The 18,321-nt window shown below is 60.3% G+C and carries 19 protein-coding genes; 7 read left to right on the top strand and 12 right to left on the bottom strand.

What is annotated here, in order from left to right:
* Positions 1 to 3 precede the first annotated feature (3 nt).
* The 7 genes from AC1Q6X_RS11860 to AC1Q6X_RS11830 all read left to right on the top strand — a co-directional run bounded on the left by AC1Q6X_RS11860 (position 4) and on the right by AC1Q6X_RS11830 (position 8,520).
* Positions 4 to 213 carry a hypothetical protein gene (locus AC1Q6X_RS11860; RefSeq protein ID WP_492497130.1) on the top strand — a complete coding sequence of 70 codons (210 nt, stop codon included), beginning with the start codon at positions 4 to 6 and terminating at the stop codon, positions 211 to 213.
* Between the two features lie 36 nt (positions 214 to 249).
* Entirely contained in the window at positions 250 to 735 is a 486-nt protein-coding gene (locus AC1Q6X_RS11855; protein WP_492497129.1) for a hypothetical protein, read from the top strand.
* The gene (locus AC1Q6X_RS11850) at positions 732 to 1,004 is read left to right on the top strand and encodes a hypothetical protein (RefSeq protein ID WP_227741996.1); all 273 of its coding nucleotides are present in this window, start codon (positions 732 to 734) and stop codon (positions 1,002 to 1,004) included. The genes AC1Q6X_RS11855 and AC1Q6X_RS11850 overlap by 4 nt, the downstream gene beginning before the upstream one ends.
* 181 nt (positions 1,005 to 1,185) lie before the next feature.
* A complete protein-coding gene (locus AC1Q6X_RS11845; RefSeq protein ID WP_492497451.1) occupies positions 1,186 to 1,464 on the top strand; it encodes a phage tail protein in 279 nt (92 codons plus the stop codon).
* A gap of 408 nt (positions 1,465 to 1,872) precedes the next feature.
* On the top strand, positions 1,873 to 2,205 hold the full coding sequence (locus AC1Q6X_RS11840) for a hypothetical protein (protein ID WP_492497126.1): 333 nt from the start codon (positions 1,873 to 1,875) through the stop codon (positions 2,203 to 2,205).
* Positions 2,206 to 2,276: 71 nt separating this feature from the next.
* On the top strand, positions 2,277 to 3,140 hold the full coding sequence (locus AC1Q6X_RS11835; protein ID WP_205602260.1) for an SGNH/GDSL hydrolase family protein: 864 nt from the start codon (positions 2,277 to 2,279) through the stop codon (positions 3,138 to 3,140).
* A 337-nt stretch (positions 3,141 to 3,477) separates the two neighbouring features.
* Positions 3,478 to 8,520, top strand: a complete 5,043-nt coding sequence (locus AC1Q6X_RS11830; RefSeq protein WP_492497124.1) for a diguanylate cyclase domain-containing protein — start codon at positions 3,478 to 3,480, stop codon at positions 8,518 to 8,520.
* 41 nt (positions 8,521 to 8,561) lie between these two features.
* Here AC1Q6X_RS11830 and AC1Q6X_RS11825 read toward each other — a convergent pair whose 3' ends face one another.
* From AC1Q6X_RS11825 to AC1Q6X_RS11770, 12 genes are all read right to left on the bottom strand, one after another.
* Positions 8,562 to 10,061 carry a nucleobase:cation symporter-2 family protein gene (locus tag AC1Q6X_RS11825; protein WP_492497123.1) on the bottom strand — a complete coding sequence of 500 codons (1,500 nt, stop codon included), beginning with the start codon at positions 10,059 to 10,061 and terminating at the stop codon, positions 8,562 to 8,564.
* Between the two features lie 459 nt (positions 10,062 to 10,520).
* Positions 10,521 to 10,685 (bottom strand): hypothetical protein, encoded by a 165-nt coding sequence (locus tag AC1Q6X_RS11820; RefSeq protein ID WP_180279150.1) that lies wholly within the window; start codon positions 10,683 to 10,685, stop codon positions 10,521 to 10,523.
* Positions 10,686 to 10,813: 128 nt separating this feature from the next.
* Positions 10,814 to 11,140: a hypothetical protein gene (locus AC1Q6X_RS11815; RefSeq protein WP_492497120.1), complete on the bottom strand. Its 327-nt coding sequence runs from the start codon at positions 11,138 to 11,140 to the stop codon at positions 10,814 to 10,816.
* On the bottom strand, positions 11,137 to 11,634 hold the full coding sequence (locus tag AC1Q6X_RS11810; protein ID WP_492497118.1) for a glycoside hydrolase family 19 protein: 498 nt from the start codon (positions 11,632 to 11,634) through the stop codon (positions 11,137 to 11,139). The genes AC1Q6X_RS11815 and AC1Q6X_RS11810 overlap by 4 nt, the downstream gene beginning before the upstream one ends.
* 14 nt (positions 11,635 to 11,648) lie before the next feature.
* Complete coding sequence (locus AC1Q6X_RS11805) at positions 11,649 to 12,077, bottom strand: hypothetical protein (protein ID WP_070313495.1); 429 nt, start codon at positions 12,075 to 12,077, stop codon at positions 11,649 to 11,651.
* Between the two features lie 76 nt (positions 12,078 to 12,153).
* Positions 12,154 to 12,336 (bottom strand): hypothetical protein, encoded by a 183-nt coding sequence (locus AC1Q6X_RS11800; RefSeq protein ID WP_492497116.1) that lies wholly within the window; start codon positions 12,334 to 12,336, stop codon positions 12,154 to 12,156.
* A gap of 14 nt (positions 12,337 to 12,350) precedes the next feature.
* Positions 12,351 to 14,129 carry a hypothetical protein gene (locus AC1Q6X_RS11795; protein WP_492497114.1) on the bottom strand — a complete coding sequence of 593 codons (1,779 nt, stop codon included), beginning with the start codon at positions 14,127 to 14,129 and terminating at the stop codon, positions 12,351 to 12,353.
* Positions 14,129 to 14,959, bottom strand: coding sequence for a hypothetical protein (locus AC1Q6X_RS11790; RefSeq protein ID WP_492497112.1), 831 nt, complete (start codon positions 14,957 to 14,959; stop codon positions 14,129 to 14,131). The genes AC1Q6X_RS11795 and AC1Q6X_RS11790 overlap by 1 nt, the downstream gene beginning before the upstream one ends.
* A gap of 33 nt (positions 14,960 to 14,992) precedes the next feature.
* Positions 14,993 to 15,703, bottom strand: coding sequence for a hypothetical protein (locus AC1Q6X_RS11785; protein WP_143450066.1), 711 nt, complete (start codon positions 15,701 to 15,703; stop codon positions 14,993 to 14,995).
* Entirely contained in the window at positions 15,700 to 15,990 is a 291-nt protein-coding gene (locus AC1Q6X_RS11780; RefSeq protein ID WP_230504781.1) for a hypothetical protein, read from the bottom strand. The genes AC1Q6X_RS11785 and AC1Q6X_RS11780 overlap by 4 nt, the downstream gene beginning before the upstream one ends.
* A complete protein-coding gene (locus tag AC1Q6X_RS11775; RefSeq protein ID WP_230504779.1) occupies positions 15,987 to 16,841 on the bottom strand; it encodes a hypothetical protein in 855 nt (284 codons plus the stop codon). The genes AC1Q6X_RS11780 and AC1Q6X_RS11775 overlap by 4 nt, the downstream gene beginning before the upstream one ends.
* Positions 16,838 to 18,307: a hypothetical protein gene (locus AC1Q6X_RS11770; protein ID WP_492497109.1), complete on the bottom strand. Its 1,470-nt coding sequence runs from the start codon at positions 18,305 to 18,307 to the stop codon at positions 16,838 to 16,840. The genes AC1Q6X_RS11775 and AC1Q6X_RS11770 overlap by 4 nt, the downstream gene beginning before the upstream one ends.
* Positions 18,308 to 18,321: the final 14 nt, after the last annotated feature.

Below are 18,321 nucleotides of genomic sequence, written 5' to 3'. Positions count from 1 at the left end.
GCCATGAACAAAACCACCTACAAAAAATCCTTCCAAGCGAAGCTGACTAGCGAAGAAATGCGCCTTGACGCGCTAGTTATGGCCGGGAGTCAGCCAGGCGACATTGCACGCGTCTGGAAGTACCGTGGCGGCGTCACCGTAGAGCGCGGCGGCATGGTCGTGCTGAGTGTAAGTCGTGCGCAGATCGGACTGAACATGGCATTGCCAGGGTGAAGTGCAGCCCGCAAAAAAAGACGAGAGTATCCCCGCATGATGAGCTACCTGAACGAGCAATATTTCCACGAGTTGGTCTGCATGAGTGACAAGCAACGAAGAAAGCTGTTTTTCGGCCAATTTAATCAATCAACTGAAGCACAAACAAACCCTATGGACCAATACAAAGAATTCTGCCGGCTGCGTGACTATCGCAAGCACGGCGCCGAAGTCCCGCAGCGCACCGAGGCCGAAGCGTTCGCATTGGTGATTGCCGAATACGCGGATCAGAAATACATGGCCCTGGCCGCGCGGCATGAGTCGGTACTCGATGGCGCAATTCTGATGGCTGAGGAATTTGCCGAAGCGCGCACCCCGGACGAGGGTGGCAACGCATTTCGAAACTATGCCGAAATCCTGCGTGCTTTAAAAAATGAGCATGCGCTGTTCGCCAGAGTTACAAAAGAACAACACCTTGTCACAGCATTGCCGAAGAACCTTACAACTATCACTGCCGGTACGGCGGCCAGGAGCACACAATGAATATGAACGAAACGGAATTCGTCGCCAAACTGGCTCTGGCCATCGATAAATTGCAGCGTCCCGCCATTCCGCTGGCGATTGACCTGTGGGACATCGCCACAATCGCGCAGTACTTAAAGCGGGAACCGGGAACCGTGCGGGAACGCATGGCGTGTCTTCCAAGCTTCCCGAAAGCCATCCGGCTGCCAACGTCGAAGGGGCATGCGCAGCCCCTGTATAATGCAAAGGAGGTGATCGCCTGGGCCGAATCGTACCGAGAAAAGAATTAATTTCGTTTACGCCAAAATTACGCCAACACCCCGGGAAGCCGCATTATTCAATAGGTTGAGTTTCCGGCTCCGGGCACCAGCGCACAGAATTCAAAAACATCAAAAAAGCCATTAAACCCAATATAATCAACGGTTTAATGGCTTTTTTTTACATCCCGCCATTCCCCTTAATCCAGATTAAATCCAACAAAAACCTCTAGCGGTTACGCCAGATTTACGCCGTGATTACGCGAGCGACTCCGACGCCGGCGCCATCATGGTGGCCCTGCTCGCCTGGCTGAAAGTTCACCAGCTCGACCTGATGACCAATGAGGAAACGCGCAAGCAGGGCATCGCCTTCAAGCTCGAATTCAACAACCGTGAAACAGTCGATATCTCGATCAAGCTGAACCTGACCGAGCGCATCGCGGTCAAACCGGCGAGGCCGGTTGCCTGGACATCCAGCATCCGGCCGAGATAAAGCACATGCCGCCCTACCGGGACAAGTTCTGACAGCAGTACGACGTCCCCCTGCTGAAATGGGCCGCGCGGCACGCTGACAGCACGCCCACCTAGTCGGTGCGGACCATGGGCGAACAGTTGATCGTCTTTTCCCGAGAGACCACCTAACGCGCGGCGTGATTACGCGGCGATGTATCCGCAAGCGTCTGAGGCACGCGAGTCCGACGACACTATCCACACGAAGCATTACCCCGACGGCGACGTGGTGGAGTACGACCATGAGGACGACGCCCTGCCCCCTGCCCCGGCGTGATCGCCGCCATCACCGCCCACAGAGTGACGTCAAACGCTCTCTAGAAAAGCGGCTGACCATGGCCGTGCGGCGGCGATAAAAGCCAGCGAGGACGAGCTGGCGAGCACCATCAGCTTGTTCAAGCAGCCTCACGGCGGCGTCAAGGCCGGCGGTGCCATTCGAATCCAAAAAATGAACCTAATTAGCTCTCTGCTGACTAATAGAGAGCCAATCTTAACAATCCATCAAAAAGAAAATTATATACAGTCACAGTTTCAAAAAACTGATGACGGAATGAAATTTAATTTAGCATCAAATTGTCAGATTGAGAAATTTACTCAGCCAATTAAGGAAGACGCACCGAAGCAACCAATAGAATCAGGCACCATTTCTTATACCGATGAAATACAAAAATACAAATTATCAAAAAATTTCATAAGCGCGTTTCGCACATTCTCACCTGCTTGACCTCATCGCCAGAGGAAAAAAATATTCGTAATGCTTAGGGATCTGTCCGCTTTCCAGCAAGAATCCTAAGCATGAATTCAAAGATGGTTCATACTGGAGAAATTATCATGCACAACAAAAATGTTTATTGGGACGAGACCATGATGCAGAACGATTTTCATCAGCCGTCAATATTGGCAATCGGCGACAGCTGGTTCTGGTATCCTCTTCCTGGTGGCTCATTATTAAGCAAATTAGGAAATTTGGTTGAAAAAAAGGAACATTACATTCTAGCTCACGGAAATAACGGTGCCGAAGCCTACGATTATGTTTACGGAACCTATAAAAGAAGAATCCAGACCGCATTACAACTACATGGGGATTCTTTGTCGGCTGTTTTCATAAGCGGTGGAGGGAACGACTTCGCCGGCCTATCCGATATGCGCCCGCTACTGCTAAAAGACTGCTCCGCCTGCACTTCGGCTGAAGCTTGCTACCGATCCGGTGATGACGAGCAAAGCCTGAACCGATTTTTAAATAAAGTTACGGGAAGCTTCATCGCTCTTATCGACAAGATAATTGGTGCAACTTGGAATACGACGCAAAATGCAACCGGACCAACGAAGATCTATTTACATAACTACGACTATGCTCGGCCAACAGGTATCGGCATCTTTGGTGCCGAAAGCAAATGGCTGCGAGCATCGCTAGTAGTCGCAAACGTGCCTACCCACCTGCAGGATTCCTGCATCCGTTTTTTGATCGACGAGTTCACTTTGCGGTTGAAGGGGTTGGTCGCTCGTTATCCAGGCCGCGTTCGTCTTGTCGATAGTCGCGGCACCTTAGGTGACGACGACTGGGCTAACGAGCTTCATCCAACGTCGACGGGTTTCGAAAAAATTGCGCACAATGTGTGGCTACCCATATTGCAAGGCGATGGACTTGCACCTAAGTGATAACTAGTTCAAGAAAGGTATGGAGGCTTCCTCAATTCCAGAAAATCCTCTTGTATCTTGCCCAATAGCATGTGCTGGCCGAGGTGCGGCATCTACGCGTAACTCTTCCTTGTCTGTAAATTCCGACACCTCCATCACCTCTACTTCTTCACCTTGCCGCGACTGTCATCACGATCAATTCCCACACCCGGGCTAACCTGCTCCCACTGACGTTTTTACAACACCCCGCCCCCCTCTCCCTCCTCCAAAGCCCCCTACTGATATAATACTTACAATCAAGTAATATTCCGAAATGTGCGCCTCCAGGCTCCCGCAACCGTCTGTGTACTGCTAGCCCATGCGCTCTCTTTTCGACCACGAGATCATCAAACAGCTGCACAGCGGTGTCCGCTCACGGGTTTACCGTGCCAGGGCCGCCGATGGCACCGCGCTGATCGTCAAGCAACCCAATCAGCAGTTCCCCTCCTTTCAGCAACTGGCGCAATTCAAGCGCGAGTATGCGATCGCGCGCCGCTGCCGCCATCCTGGCGTGGCGCATCCGCTGGCGCTGCAGCTGCACGGCGGGTGCTGGACGATGATCGTGGAAGATTGCGGCGGCCAGGCGCTCGACCAGGTGTTGCGTGCGCAGGTGGCGGCGCGCAGGATGCCGTCGCAACCCGCCTTGGCGCTGGACGACTTTTTCGACATCGCGCTGCAACTGTGCGCGGCGCTGGACGAGGTTCATCGTCAGGGCGTGATCCACAAAGACATCAATCCCGCCAATCTGGTGTGGAATGGCGACCGGCGCCTGCTGCAGCTGATCGACTTCGGCATCGCCTGCGAACTGCCGTACGAAAGCCATGGCATCGCCAATCTCCAGACGCTGGAAGGCACGCTGCGCTACATGGCGCCGGAACAGACCGGACGCATGAACCGGCGCGTCGATTGGCGCGCCGATTTCTATGCGCTGGGCGCCACCTTCTACGAGCTGCTGGCCGGCCAGGCGCCGTTCGAGACGGGCGACGAGATGGAACTCGTGCATTGCCACATTGCGCGCAGTCCCGACTGGTCGCACCCGGCGCTGGCAAGCTTGCCTGGCCAGCTGCTGCCGATCATCCAGCGGCTGCTGGAAAAAAATGCCGATCAGCGCTACCAAAGCTTGCAGGGCTTGCGCAGCGATCTCGAAGCATGCCGCGCGCAAAAGCCGGCGCAGACGCTCAAGCTGTCCGACCACAACGGCCGTTTCCTCGTGCCGCAAACGCTGCACGGGCGCGAGGATGGCATCGCCGTGCTGCTGGCGGCATTTGAACGCAGCGCCGCGGGCAGGTGCGAGATGCTGCTGGTGGCCGGCCATTCGGGCATCGGCAAGTCGGCGGTCGTCAACGAAGTACAAAAGCCCATCATCGCGCGGCGCGGCTGCTTCCTGTCCGGTAAATTTGACCAGCTCCAGCGCGACGTGCCGTATGCCCCGCTGATCCAGGCCTTCCAGGAGCTGGTGCGCCAGCTGCTCGGCCAACCCGAGGAAACGCTGCGGCAGTGGTCCGCCAAACTGCACGAGGTGCTGGGCAGCGGCATCGGCATGCTGATCGAACTGATTCCCCAACTGGCGCTGATCGTCGGCCCCACGGACGCAGTGCCCGCGTCGGACCCGGCACAGGCCCAGCTGCGCCTGGACCGCCTCTTCCCCCGCTTCGTTGAAGTGTTCGCCTGCGCCGGGCATCCGCTGGTGCTGTTCCTCGACGACCTGCAATGGGCCGATGCGGCCACGTTGCGAATGATCGAACTGCTGATGGTCTCCTGCGACAAGAGCTGCATGCTGTTCATCGGCGCGTATCGCGACAACGAGGTGAGCGCCGATCATCCGCTGATCGCGCTGCGCGACAAGCTGCTCGCCCGCGAGGTACGCCTGTCGACGCTGTTACTGAGCGCATTGACCGAGCCGCAGGTGGCGCAAATGGTCTCGGCCACCGTGCGCGTGGCAACCCACGATTGTGCGCCGTTGACCAGTATTTGCTACCGCAAGACGGCCGGCAATCCCTTTTTCCTCAACCAGTTCCTCGCTTCGCTCAATGAGACGGGCCATCTGCGCTACCGGGCCGCCGACGATTGCTGGGACTGGGACCTGCCCGCGATAGAACAGGCCAAATATACCGACAACGTGGTCGAGGTGCTGCTGGAAAAAATCCGCCGCCTGCCCACGGTGACGCAGCATCTGCTGCAACTGGCCGCCTCCTGCGGCAACCGCTTCACGCTCGATACGCTCGCGCTGGCAATGGACCGCGCTCACCGCAAAACGCAGCAAGACCTGTGGCCGGCGCTCAGGGCGGGCTTGATCCAGCCGCTCGACGAACGCTATAAGTACGTCAGTGGCGACAGCGATGCGGCCAACAGCGGCGTCGCTTACCGCTTCCTGCACGACCGGGTGCAGCAGGCCGCCTACCTGGTCGCCGACGACGCTACGCGCGTGGCCAACCATCTGCTCATCGGCCGCTTGCTCCTGCGGCATACGGCGCCGCAGCACCAGGACGCAACACTGTTTGAAATCGTCGAGCAGCTCAACGCCGGTCGCGCGCTGATCAAGGATGCGGACGAGCGCGTGCAGCTGGCGACGCTCAATCTCCAGGCCGGCGTCAAGGCACGGCGTTCCGCCGCGTTCCAGTCCACCCTGGAACACATGCGCATAGGTCTCGAGCTGCTGCCGGAGCACGCATGGAGCGTCCACGCCAGCCTTTGGCTCGACCTGCAGCTGGGCGCGGCCGAAGCGGCTTACCTGTGCGGCCAGTTCGATACGGCCGAGGCGATCTATCCACTGGTGCGCGCCCGCTCCCTGAGCCCCTTGCAGCAGGTGCGCTGCATTGCCATCCAGGCGCACCAGTATCAATTGCAGGGCCGCCTGCTCGACGCCATTGCCGTGCAGCGCGACGGCCTGGCGCTGCTGCACATCGACATCCCGCACGATGTGGCGCAGATGAAGGCGCGCTTCAGCGACATTCTCGCCGACATCGGACAGCAGCCTGGCGCGCACGCGCCCGACACCCTGCTGGCGGCCGATGACATGTGCGAGCCGGACGCCGTGGCCGCGATGCAGATGATGCAGGGCCTGTGGATGGCCAGCTACTACGCCGGCCAGCAGGATCTGAGCGCGCTGATGGTGGTGTCGATGACGCGGCTGTCGATGCAGCGGGGGAACAGCGATTTCAGCGCTGTCGCCTATGTCGGCTACGCGATGATGCTTGCGCTGTACAGCGGCGACATCGCGCGCGGCTACGCCTTCGGCGCGATGGCGATGGCGCTGGCCAGGCGCCGTGCCAACCTGCAGACGCGCACGCTCACGGGCCTGATGTTCGGCGCGCTCAGCAACCACTGGACGCAGCCGCTGCGCAGCTCCGACGCCCTGTACGAAGAAGCGTTTGGCTGGGCGCTGGAAATCGCCGACTTCGTGCAGGTCGGCGTGGTGGCGGCCGTGCGCGCCACCGACCGTATCATCCTCGGCGACTACCTGCCGCACCTGATGCACGACATCGAGCACGACCTGGCGCTGATGCGCGCCAACGGCCAGCAGGCGATGGCCGATTGCTGCGTCGCCGCCGCGGTCCAGCCGATCAAATGCCTGATGGGTCTCCTGCCCCGTCACGACAGCTACGATGATGGGGCCTTCAGCGAGGCGCGCTTCCTCGATCAGTATGGCGGCTCGCAGCTGTACCGCGCCTACTTCTTGCAGGGGAAAATACGCAACGCCTACCTGTTCGACAGCGCCGACGCCGAGCCGCTGGCCGGCCAGCTTGGCATCGTCACCCAGATCATGCGCGGCCAGGCCAAGGTTGCCGAGTGCAGCTTCTACGCCGCGCTGATCCTGATCCGCGCCTTGCGGCGCGATCCTGCGCGTGCCGATGCGAACGATGTGCTGGCCGTGGTCGGCACGCTGCAAACGAGCCTCGCCGAGTGGGCCAGGCAAGGCTCGGACAATAGCGACGCCAAGCATCTGCTGGTGATGGCCGAGATGGCACGCTACCGGGAAGACCTGCAGCTGGCCACGCGCTGCTACCAGCAGGCGATCGACGCGGCCGGCCTGGCGGGCTACGTCAACATGCAAGCGCTGGGCAATGAACTGTGCGGCGAATGCTGGTTCGACCAAGGACATGCGCGCGTGGCCGGCATCTTCATCCAGGACGCCATCGCGCACTACGGCCAGTGGGGTGCGCAGGGCAAGGTAGCGCAGCTGCAGGCGCGCCATGGCGCACTGCTGTCAAGGATGGATGGCCGCGGCGCACAACGTCATTCCGTCTCCCACACGCACGGCAGTTCAGCGCTCGACCTGGCGTCGCTGCTGAAAGCGTCGCAGATCCTGTCGAACGAAGTGGGCCTGCGCAGCGTGCTGACGCGCCTCATTACCATCGTGTGCGAAAACGCCGGCGCGCAGGTGGCGCGCCTGCTGCTGCTGTCCGAAGGCAGCTACCAGCTGGAGGCCAATATCGATGGCGATGTCGTCACTGTCCTGCAATCGCGCCAGTTCGACCTGAACGCCGCCAGCGACCCGCAGTTCCCGCTGTCGCTGCTGCGCTACGTCATTCGCACCGGCGCCGAGGTGATCGAAGACTGCATCACGGGCGCCTCGCGCTTTGCCGCCGATCCGTACGTGCAGTTGCACCTGCCGCGCGCCGTCATGTGCCTGCCGATACGGCACGGCGGCCAGATCGGCGGCATCCTGTATTTCGAGAACCGGCTTGCAGAAGCCTCGTTCACGGAGGAACGCGTGGCGTTCCTGCGCATGCTCGGCGCCCAGGCGATGATCTCGATCTCCAGCGCCAGGCTGCATGACAGCCTCGAACGGCGCGTTGCCGAACGCACGGAACAGCTGGAAGACGCCAACCGCAAACTGGCGACCTTGTCCATCACCGACGGTCTGACCGGCCTGGCGAACCGGCGTCATTTCGACGACGTATTGCGTGCCGAATGTGCGCGTGCCACGCGCGTCGGCCGGCCGCTTGCCGTCATCATGCTCGATGTCGACTACTTCAAGCGCTTCAACGACAGTCACGGCCACCAGGCCGGCGATGCATGCCTGGTCCGGGTCGCGCATGCGCTGGCGGCCGGCATGCGGCGCGCGGGCGACCTGACGGCGCGCTATGGCGGCGAAGAGTTTTCGATCGTGCTGCCCAACACCGGCGCGGACGAAGCGCGCCAGATCGGCGAAGCACTGCGGCGGGCGATCGAAGATCTGGGTATCTCCCACGCGAATGCGGAGGCGCGGCAGGTGACGATCAGCGTCGGCATCGCGGTCCAGCCGGCACCGAGAGCCGCCGATCCGGACGCCCTGCTGCGCCTGGCCGATGCCGCGCTGTACCACGCCAAGGATGAGGGGCGCAATTGCGTGGTGCTCAGGGTGCTGCCGCCTGGCTGACCGGTAGCGCCGCGCACCGCATTCACGGCGCCGGCGATGCCTCAATCGCTGCCATGGCTGTTCTCGCGCGCCTGCTCCCGCGCTTTTTCGCTTGACGCCAGCCCGTTGAAGAACAGATTGAGCAGCACGGCAACGATGGCGGCCAGCAGGATGCCGCTGTGTAGCAACGGCGACAGGACTTTCGGCATGTGCTGCGCATATTGCTCGGCCACCAGCGGCAGCATGCCGAAGCCGATAGCCAGGGCCACGATGAACAGGTTGTTGCGGTTGCTCTTGTAGTCGACGCCGGCCAGAATGCGGATGCCCGTCGCGGCGACCATGCCGAACATCACCAGCCCTGCCCCGCCCAGCACGAACGCCGGCACGGCTTCGGCCGTCTGCGCGATCTTCGGGATCACACCCATGATGAGCAGGATGATGCCGGCCGCCACGCAGACCCAGCGGCTGCGCACGCCCGTCACGCCCACCAGTCCCACGTTTTGCGAAAACGACGTGTACGGGAAGGTATTGAAGATACCGCCGATCAAGGTCCCCAGACCATCGACGCGCAAGCCGCGGCTGATGTCGGCCTGTTCGATACGCTTGCCCGTCATCTCGCCCAAGGCCAGGAACATACCGAGCGACTCGATCATGACGACGATCATCACCAGGCTCATGGTCACGATGGCAACCAGGTCGAAAGTCGGCATGCCGAACTGGAACGGCGTAACGATGGCGAAAGCCTTGGCGCTGGCCACCTTGGCGAAGTCGGCCTTGCCCAGCGCAAACGACAGGGCCGTGCCGGAGATGATGCCGATCAACACGGCGATATTCGACAGGAAACCACGGCCATACTTGGCCACCAGCAAGATGACGGCCAGCACGAAGAAGGCGATGCCCATGTTGTCCAGCGCGCCGTAGCCGGGGTTGGCGATCAGGGGCACGGGGCCAGGCGGCGCGGGCAAGCCGGCCGCCGTGGCGGCAGCGGCCATCTTGAGGAAAACGGGATCGGCGATCTGCGCCATGGCGGGCGGCCCGCCCATGGCCCAGTTCACGCCCACGCGCATCAGCGACACGCCGATCACGGCGATGATGCTGCCCGTGACCACGGGCGGGAACAGGGCCAGCAGGCGGCTGATGAAGGGCGCGATCAGCATGGAAACGACGCCGGCGCCGATCACGGCGCCAAAGATGCCGGTGATGCCCAGGGCCGGATTGTTCGCCATGGCCAGCATGGGACTGACGGCGGCAAAGGTCACGCCCATCATGACGGGCAGGCGGATGCCGAAATGTTTGCCTATTCCCAAGGACTGAATCAGGGTCACGAGGCCGCAGCAGAACAGGTCGGCACTGATCAGCGCCGCCACCTGCTCGGGCGGCAGCTTGAGCGCGCGGCCGACGATCAGCGGCACGGCGATGGCGCCCGCATACATGACGAGTACGTGCTGCAAGCCCAGGGTGAACAGTTTCCCGGCCGGCAGCACTTCATCGACGGGGGACGGAGCGGCAGGCGTGGTACCGGGCACGCCGCGGTGGATGGATTTCAGACGGGGAGAGGCCATTTACGCTCCATTTCCTGGGTTACCGCGGCACGGATGGGTGCAGGTGAAAAGGAAAAGCAAGACAGAAACGGGACGACAGAAACACACTAGCGGCCGATGATGCATGCGAAGCTCCTTGGATGGGATGACCGAGGTAGCCATGCACGCTTCGTGCCAGGTGATTGTATACAGAGATTGTGCCGAAAGTCACCAGAAATCAGCTAATCAGGCGGTGAATGCACCGTTTTCTCGCATGCCGCCCCGCATCTGCACCAGAAGGCGGCGGCGCTGGCAGGCCACGGGTGAATGGGGACTGCTGCCTGGAACGCCTGTCAAAAACCAATGCGCGTCGTCATTTGCGGCCGCCGATGCTCACTGCCTCGGCGGCACGCTGCTTCGTGCAGTGGCGTTTCTCGGGCCAGCGGGGCGCCGGACCTTCCCTGCGCTCGTCACGGTTTTGGTGGGCGCTATCAGGCGTTGTTAGCCGCCGGTACAGGCATCGAGCAGCGCTTCCAGCTGACGCACATGGGCGGCACGCAATTGCTCGCGCGCCAGCAAGGCTTGCACTTGCTCGAAGATGCCGTGGGCTGGCACCGCAGGCAAGGCGGGCGAGGCGGGGCGCGTGGCGATGCATGGCGCGCTCACCGGCCACGCTTGCACCTGCGATGCTGGCCCCCATGCCGCACAGCCGCTCAACAAGCTTACCAGCAACAAACTGGCTAAACGGTTGGCGAGGCTGCCGGCATGCCTTCCGGCACGTTCGCCTGGCGACCTCATGGCATTTCTCTGGCGATCAAGGCCTCGGCGGCACGACAGGCGTCGCCTTCGGGCGGCAGCGCCAGGATGCGCGCTGCCGCCGCTTGCGCCTCTGCCTGCCCGGTCTGCGCCGTGGCCAGCGCCTGGCGTACCCGCGCCGACCGGCGTGCGCCCTCTTCCCGCATCGTATCGAGCGCCTGGCTCTGGCGCCGCAACAGGGCTTGCACTTCCAGTACTTGCGCCGCGCACGCGGCACGGCCCGTTTCGCGGCCCCAGCGCTGGGCGCAAAACACGGCCGTGCCCAGCAACAGCAGCATGGCCACAATGCTCCAGGACGGCTTCATGCCAGCACCTTGCGTGCAGCCTGGTACAAGGACAGACGCTCTGCCAGGCCGTTCACGCCACCGTTGATGCGGCGCGTCACCCGTTCCTGGTCGCCCGCATCGGCCAGGCGGTTCAAGCCGCGCGATTGCCAGAACCAGCCCGCCGAGCGACATGCGAAAGTCGTCTGCTCCAGCAACTGCGGCGCCGCCAGCAAGTCGATATCCAGCGCCACGCCGCACGCCGCGTAGTTGGCGCGCCCCGTCACCTGCAGCAAGCCGCGCCCCTTGAAGCGCACGCCATCGCCAGCGACCACATTACCCAGGTCCGCGCGTCCTTCATAGGCCGTGCCGCTGGCCAGCTCGCGCACATAACGCAACTGTCCCGATTCGTGCCCCACCTGCGCCAGAAACGCCGCCTGGCGCAGCGGCGTATCGATGCTGAACTCGTTCATCGCCGCATTCAGCGGAGCCAGGAACAGCGTAGCGCGGCGGCCGGCCAACGGCATGATCTGCATCAATTGCGCGCCTGTCACAGCATGCCCCGCACATCCTTGACGGCAGCGGCCGCATCGGCCGCCAGTTCGCCGATATCCTTGCCGCGCCGCTTGTCGAACCAGCGCACGCAGGCGCCCAGTACCCACCAGGCAGGCAAGCCGGCCGCCACCATCAGCGGCGCGGCGATAAATAAAAATCCCGTGGCCGGGTCGCCGCCATACAGGCCCGCCACGGTTTTCGCACTGTCGAACAGACTGGGCCACCACGACAGCACGGCGGCCACCAGCACGGGGCCGAGAAAGGTGGAAATGATGATGCTGGAACAAAAACGAATAAATGCCTCCTTGGTGGTTTGGGGCCACATGAACATGAAGCCCAGCGACGTGGCGGCGGCGCCGGCCAGCACGGGCACGCCAAACAGTTTGATCAATGCGCCGCCGGCGGCGGTGGTTTCGAGGGCCATGGTTGCCTTTCAGGTGGTGGAAATGAAAAAACCCGCCGAAGCGGGTTTGTTGATGAGGTATAAGAAATACAGGAACTTAGGTAATCCGTTCGTCTGCGGGCACTGCGTCAGACAATGGGGCTTCAAACTGCTTCGGCACGCCCCCGTTCGCAAGCCACTCAGTATATTTAATGTAATCGACGTTCTGGCAATCCATCGGTATGATCGCCCCGTCCGCTTCACGAATGATTACGTTTGCCTCTTCTGCGATGGTGTACATGCGTTCTCCTAATCTTAAATTTCGGCGATGGCTTCCCAGTTACCTTGGATATTGTACTGACGAGCCGAGGTATTGGACTTTACTTTCATGTACTTATTGGTAATTTCTCCGGCTTGTCCCAAAAAGCCCTGGACACCCCCTTGAGCTGCCGTACCTTGGCATGCCCAGCTGTACGGATTGCCCACATAGCCCCGCATATTGATCGTCGGAGTAGCACGCATAGGGATAGGAAACTTAACCGTATGACGGCCGTTATTTTCCAGAGAATCTACAGCTTCGCCTCCCGATAAAATTAACCCAAGCGCGTCAGCAGCAAGTACAGTTACATCCGCACCTTCAGGGAACGAATTGCAGTAGTAACGAATGCACAGACTCATTTCCTCTGCCATAGAGCGACGCGAGAATGGTGTTGCTGTGCCTACTTCAAACTGCACACCTGTGATCAGGAAGTTGCCATTATTAGCTAACATGTTTACAGCACCGGCTACACCTGTCATGTTGCCAGTAATCCAAGTACCTGTTACTGGACGTACAAAGTTAGCCCCCGACCCCAAGTTAAAGCGCAGATGCAGGCCTTGCATATTATTCGTGTTCATTGCACTTGCAAGGTCACCGGGGATAGAGACAGCGATTTTCGTCCATGTGTTCGCTACAGGAACCGAGAAAGAAAACACATAGCTTTTGTTTGCTAAGATGTTGTAAAAAGCACCCGAATGCGTACCAGCGATGTTCGAGTAAACCCAAGCGGACAACGTGCAAGTTTTTGCACTGGCTGTACCATATTGCAGGTCGGCCAAATGATTACCCTCGATTACCTGCTGCAACAGGTACGCTTCGCCAGCAGCAGCGTTATAAGCTCCTTGAGCCCCCAAGCCAAGGTAATTAGGAAAGCCGGGGGCGCGAGTAGCCACGTTATAAAAATTAGGGCCATAAGCTGCCTTGCCATTATAGGATGCATCATAGTTCCAACGATCCAAACCATAACCAATGAGATATGTGCCCGAATTAGGTACACCACGCTGATTGATACGCATATCGCCGTTGATGACACGATTCTGCATACCGCCGATGAACGAACCGTTAATACTGGCTAATTTAAAGTCCTGTGTGACATCACCATTCTGCGATGCTTTTAAATCCAGCGCCGCTCTTTGCGTAATGCTGACTGGCTTGTCCATATCGGCCGTATTGTCGACGCTACCCAGGCCAACATCAACCTTGCTGCCTGACGTAGCCACCGCCGCAAACTGTGGCTTACCAGTAATGCTGCCCCAGGCCGGCACATACGAGCTAGGCTGCGCATCAGTAATGCCATAGCCAGCCAGCGTCGTCGCGCGCACCGCTTTTTTGGTATCCAATTCGGCCAGCGCGGCCTGCACATTCGTCGCAACGATGCCACCCGCCGGCGTGCTTGCAACTTGCGAGGCCACGTTGGTGGGTATCGTCATCCAGGCGCCAGCCTGAAATACGCGCAGGCAGCCGCCGTTCAGCACCGTGTCCCAGTAGGTCGCGCCGGCCAGCAGCGCTGCGCCAGCGTTGTCCGATGTCGGCGCCAGCGCTTTAGCACCGAGATAGCGCGCGTCGAGCGAAACAAACGCGGCGCTTGCGGATGCGGCCTGCGCGGATGCTTTAACTGCATCTGCGCTGGCGCTGGTAGCGGCCTGTCCCGCCGCTGCCGCACTGGCCGCAGCAGCAGCCGCATTGCGCGGAATATCCGCGACATCCTTAGCAAGCGCCAAGTCGTTGAGCTTGCGCACATAGTCCGTTTGCCCGGGATAAAAATTGGCTGGCATCAGATTTCCTCTACAGTAATGGATGTCGAATAACGTTCGAATTGCGGCGTGGTGACGGCAGCCGCATCGGGCAGCTTGCCGTATACCTGGTGATCCTGCTCCAGCAAGGGGTCGTCGGATTCCGGAAAGAGGCTGATGAAGACCGGACGCGACTTGCCATTGCCGCGCAAGATGGCCATCAACTTGCTGCGGTCGGGTGGCGACATGGCAGTCAGGCTCAGAGCCAGCTTGCGGCTGCGCGGTCCCACATTCGTCAGCAAATCACCGCCTTCATTGCGGTAATGCTGGCTGGCATCGTCGACCGTCACCGAAGCACCATAGTCGGCATTGCTTTCAGGCGACCAGTACATGCCGGCGACAAGGCGCGACGCCTCGATGTAGCCGGCAGGATTGAGCGCGTCATCGATGTCAATTTCCAACTTTTCCACCCAAGCCGGTGCAAACCAGATGCGCCCGTAGGCGCCGCCGCCATACGAGAAGGCATTCACGCCCAAGGGTTCCAGGCCCCAGTCCCAGGCGCCCAGCGGCTGGTGTGCACAGGCCTGCACCGTGCCCGTGTCGAATGCGGGTATCGAATCGCTCGCCAATACGTAGCCGCGCACACGCAAGGTGGCGGCCGAACTCAAGTTGCAAAATGGCAGCGCTAAGGCGCCGATCAAAGCGGTCGAGGGAAAAACAGCGCGCAGGGTGGCGCTCGTGCCTGTCGACCGCCATACTTCGGATTTAGTGTCCGTCAACAGGTTTGCTGCGGTGAGCCCCCCCGACTGGCTCGATGCCGTGATGACGGCCAGGTCAGCCGCATTGTGGTGGATGATGCGTAAATTCGTCATGACATATTCTTTCCTGAAATTTGCAAAATATCTCTACGGCAGGAAGCTTCCATCTATTACCAGGAATGGCGAAGGATGACTTACCGTTGAGTCTTTACCCCGCTGACCTTGCGATTCAATCCTCTTGAATGTGAGCCCTGCCGAATATCCCACTGTATTGTTCGCGGTGCGCAAAAGAAAATAGCGGCTATTCGTCAGGATGTAGCCAGGCTCAAGATCAAAATACGAAACATTGTAGAAAGGTGCATTTCCAATGGCGATTGGACGATCAACGGGAGGAATCCGGACACTTTCACCCAGCGATCCGGACGCAATCGGGAAAGTGATATTCGGTGTGCCAAAATCATGGGTCACGTAGTGCTCCTTACTATGCCGTAAGATCAAACCAAACTTTGAGCGTGCCTGGGATATGGTGGAAAAGGCCCAAACATCCACAGCTTCCTGCCTGTCAAATTTTTCCCAATCTCCTCCGGTACCGCAATACACCCCCACCGTATGGACACCATCCTGATACGATGTGCCAAAAATGCCGACACGCCGGCCAAGCGGCAAATCGAACGCCCACAGCACCGGGCGATCCGTCGCAAACGTATATTGTGAGTAGCCCGTCTGCCATGCGCTATCCTTGTAGTAAGGCTGTACAGTTTTCAAGAAATTCGCTTTACCTATGCAGGCGGTGCCAGGGGTATCGCTATCGACCACGAGATCGCCAGCGGCATTCAAAATGCGCAATGTATTTGTCATTTCAAATACACTCCCGCAGTCGTCATACTGGTTGATGGCAAATCGCTGCTAACGGGGAAAATAAAACGCGGATAGCCAGGTGTTTCGTCATAGGACCACTCCACATGATTTTGCCCATCGCCATACACCACCATTGGCATGCGGCCACGCGGCAAGCCAGGAAAGATGATGGTTTTTCCTGTCGCCGGAATGGCGAAGATCCCAAGACAGACTCCGCCTGCCGCCTGCCGTGAATCGAATATCACCCGGCCTGTATCGGTACGAAGTATCAACGCGGCGGCCCTCATAAAGCCATCCCCAGTTCTATCACCGCCCGGCCGTCTTTATTGAACACGTAAAATCCGTTCGCATTGAGTTCAATTCGTTGATATCCAGTCACCTCGCTGGGCGTCGAACGCAAATAAAACGTGCCATCCGCATTAATGACGACATTGCCATTGGCGGACTTACAGGTATCGCTGAACGTCAACGCCCCCGTCTTGGTCGAAATCGCCTCCAGCGAGCCAAACTTGGCATAGCTCTGGAAAGGAGTCGTCCACACAGTCTGGTTGGTTACCGGATCGTAGTTGCCGCTGGACTGGAACCACACCTGCCGTTCCGCCGGGGCGCCATTGATGGCCGCGCCCCAGGGGCGCGTCTCGCCCCAGGTACCCACGGGGGGATAAGCGTCGCCCTGCACCGTCACGCTGGCCGGATTGAAGGCCAGCGCATAGCCGTCGATCAGCGTGAAGCACTGGCGCGCTGACTTGCCGCTGCTGCCATTCGATCCAGGCACGCCATTCACGCCGTCCTGCACCTTGTTGACGATCTGCTGCGCCGTGAACGTCACGCCGCTGTCGTGCAGCAAAGTGGCGGTCACGGTGACCTGCTGCACCGACATGGCGCTATAGGCCAGGCTACGCGTGTTACCGCTACCGCTCAGGACGCCGCCAGCGCTGCAGCTCCATTGCACGGTGCCGGGCAAATTGATTTGCGTGGCCTTGAAATTGATGGCGGCCGGCGAGCCGGCGCCGCTGGTGCTGACGTGGAACACGGGCGTGTCCACCGTCAGCAGCAGCGCGGCCCCCGCTTCCGGCGCCGTCAGCCGTGGCGACGTTGCCTGCAACAGCACGTCGCGGTCATTCATGATGGTACTCATACGACAAACCCCACTTTCACATGTCCAGTCAACCAATCCGGGGCCAGTGATACAACCTGCCCCGCCACGCCGTTTTCCATGCCAAAGCGTGGATGCGTGACTGTCACGGCCTGTCCCAATTCCAGCGCCAGCATCTCCGCCGTGCCGTCGAATTCGTAAACCATGCGCGGCACGCGGCCAATCGCCAGGCGACGCTGCGCCTCTGCCTCGGCATCGACGCGGCGCAGCAGCATGGTGTCCTGCTGCAGCGGTTCCGCGTCGAGCCGGTAGGCCGCCTGTATCGCACTGTCCACAAGGGTGGCCGTCAGCCACTCCGTTTCAAACAAATCCTTGTGCTGGACTGGGATACCTGTCAGCAAACCCGTTTGCACGGTCCAGTTCTTGCAGAAGCCCAGCTTGACGGATGCCATCGGCGCGCTGCGGCTGACTGGCGTCAGGCTGCCCGCCACCATGTGCTTCGGCCCTACCTGCGTCGGCGAGCCGGCGGGAGGCAGGCTAAGTTGCAGCAGCCGCAGCTGCCCCAGGCGGGACATCACCAGCTGCGCACCCAAGCTGGACGCCAGCATCTGGCAGGCATTGAGCACATTCGTGCGGCCGGCCAGGAACAGGCCCACCGCTTGCGGATGCGCGGCATCAAACGCCGCCAGGTTGGCCGTATCGAGGTCGCCATCGACAAAGCGGTCGCCCACCTTGCCGTAGGCTGTCGCCAGGCGCCGCACCAGCGCGGCCACCGTATTGGCATAGGCGCCAGGACGGTCGCCCTGCACAGTCACGGTAACTGTCCCGGCGGGTGGCGCCGCCAGGACGACGGTGCCCCTGGCCTTGTCAGCCGTGATTCGCACCGGCAACCCGTTGTCGCGCACTTCGATGATCCCTTCGATGGCGCCGTCATGCACCTGGTACTGAAGCAAGGCCGGATCGGCCAGCAGCGGCGTGATGTTGTGCACCTCGCCAAAAACCAGTGGCAGCACGGCATCCTTGTTCGGCGTCGCGCCCCCCAGCTTGGCCTCGCTGACAGGCGTATTCAGGCGTTGCAGCTTGTCGCGCAGTTTCAGGGCCAGCTTGTCGCGGCCTTTCGGCGCGATGTCGGCCACCACGCCATTGAAGATCATGCGAAAGTCGCTGCGGCGCCAGCGCGGATCGCCGATCCAGGCACGAATCGGACGGTTCATCCACACGTCATCGAGCCAGGCATCACGGATGCCGGACGGATTGTGGATCTCGATGTCGCCCGCCGACAGACTGGCCTCGCCGCCCAGCGACAGCTGTTCGGTGAACTGCATGCCCGTCGAGACGATGGACTGGTAGGCCAGGTTCGGCGGCGTGTCATCGGGCGACGTGACATACGCACCCGTGCTCAGGAAGCGGGTGCGCTCCTGGCCAGCGCTACGCACGGCCACCTCTATCAGCACCAGACGCCGCGCCGAGGCGTTGCGCAGCCACGCGGTAAACTGCGCGTCGCTCATGGACCCATTCAAGG

The sequence above is a fragment of the Janthinobacterium sp. GW823-FHT06H09 genome (assembly GCF_058794735.1).
The sequence above is the reverse complement of the archived record's forward strand: the minus strand, read 5'-3'. Positions and strand labels throughout refer to the sequence as shown.

Coding starts and splice junctions, on each gene's coding strand:
- AC1Q6X_RS11860 (WP_492497130.1), top strand. CDS start 4: ATGAACAAAACCACCTACAAAAAATCCTTCCAAGCGAAGCTGACTAGC.
- AC1Q6X_RS11855 (WP_492497129.1), top strand. CDS start 250: ATGATGAGCTACCTGAACGAGCAATATTTCCACGAGTTGGTCTGCATG.
- AC1Q6X_RS11850 (WP_227741996.1), top strand. CDS start 732: ATGAATATGAACGAAACGGAATTCGTCGCCAAACTGGCTCTGGCCATC.
- AC1Q6X_RS11835 (WP_205602260.1), top strand. CDS start 2,277: ATGAATTCAAAGATGGTTCATACTGGAGAAATTATCATGCACAACAAA.
- AC1Q6X_RS11830 (WP_492497124.1), top strand. CDS start 3,478: ATGCGCTCTCTTTTCGACCACGAGATCATCAAACAGCTGCACAGCGGT.
- AC1Q6X_RS11825 (WP_492497123.1), bottom strand. CDS start 10,061: ATGGCCTCTCCCCGTCTGAAATCCATCCACCGCGGCGTGCCCGGTACC.
- AC1Q6X_RS11815 (WP_492497120.1), bottom strand. CDS start 11,140: ATGAAGCCGTCCTGGAGCATTGTGGCCATGCTGCTGTTGCTGGGCACG.
- AC1Q6X_RS11810 (WP_492497118.1), bottom strand. CDS start 11,634: ATGCAGATCATGCCGTTGGCCGGCCGCCGCGCTACGCTGTTCCTGGCT.
- AC1Q6X_RS11805 (WP_070313495.1), bottom strand. CDS start 12,077: ATGGCCCTCGAAACCACCGCCGCCGGCGGCGCATTGATCAAACTGTTT.
- AC1Q6X_RS11800 (WP_492497116.1), bottom strand. CDS start 12,336: ATGTACACCATCGCAGAAGAGGCAAACGTAATCATTCGTGAAGCGGAC.
- AC1Q6X_RS11795 (WP_492497114.1), bottom strand. CDS start 14,129: ATGCCAGCCAATTTTTATCCCGGGCAAACGGACTATGTGCGCAAGCTC.
- AC1Q6X_RS11790 (WP_492497112.1), bottom strand. CDS start 14,959: ATGACGAATTTACGCATCATCCACCACAATGCGGCTGACCTGGCCGTC.
- AC1Q6X_RS11785 (WP_143450066.1), bottom strand. CDS start 15,703: ATGACAAATACATTGCGCATTTTGAATGCCGCTGGCGATCTCGTGGTC.
- AC1Q6X_RS11780 (WP_230504781.1), bottom strand. CDS start 15,990: ATGAGGGCCGCCGCGTTGATACTTCGTACCGATACAGGCCGGGTGATA.
- AC1Q6X_RS11775 (WP_230504779.1), bottom strand. CDS start 16,841: ATGAGTACCATCATGAATGACCGCGACGTGCTGTTGCAGGCAACGTCG.
- AC1Q6X_RS11770 (WP_492497109.1), bottom strand. CDS start 18,307: ATGAGCGACGCGCAGTTTACCGCGTGGCTGCGCAACGCCTCGGCGCGG.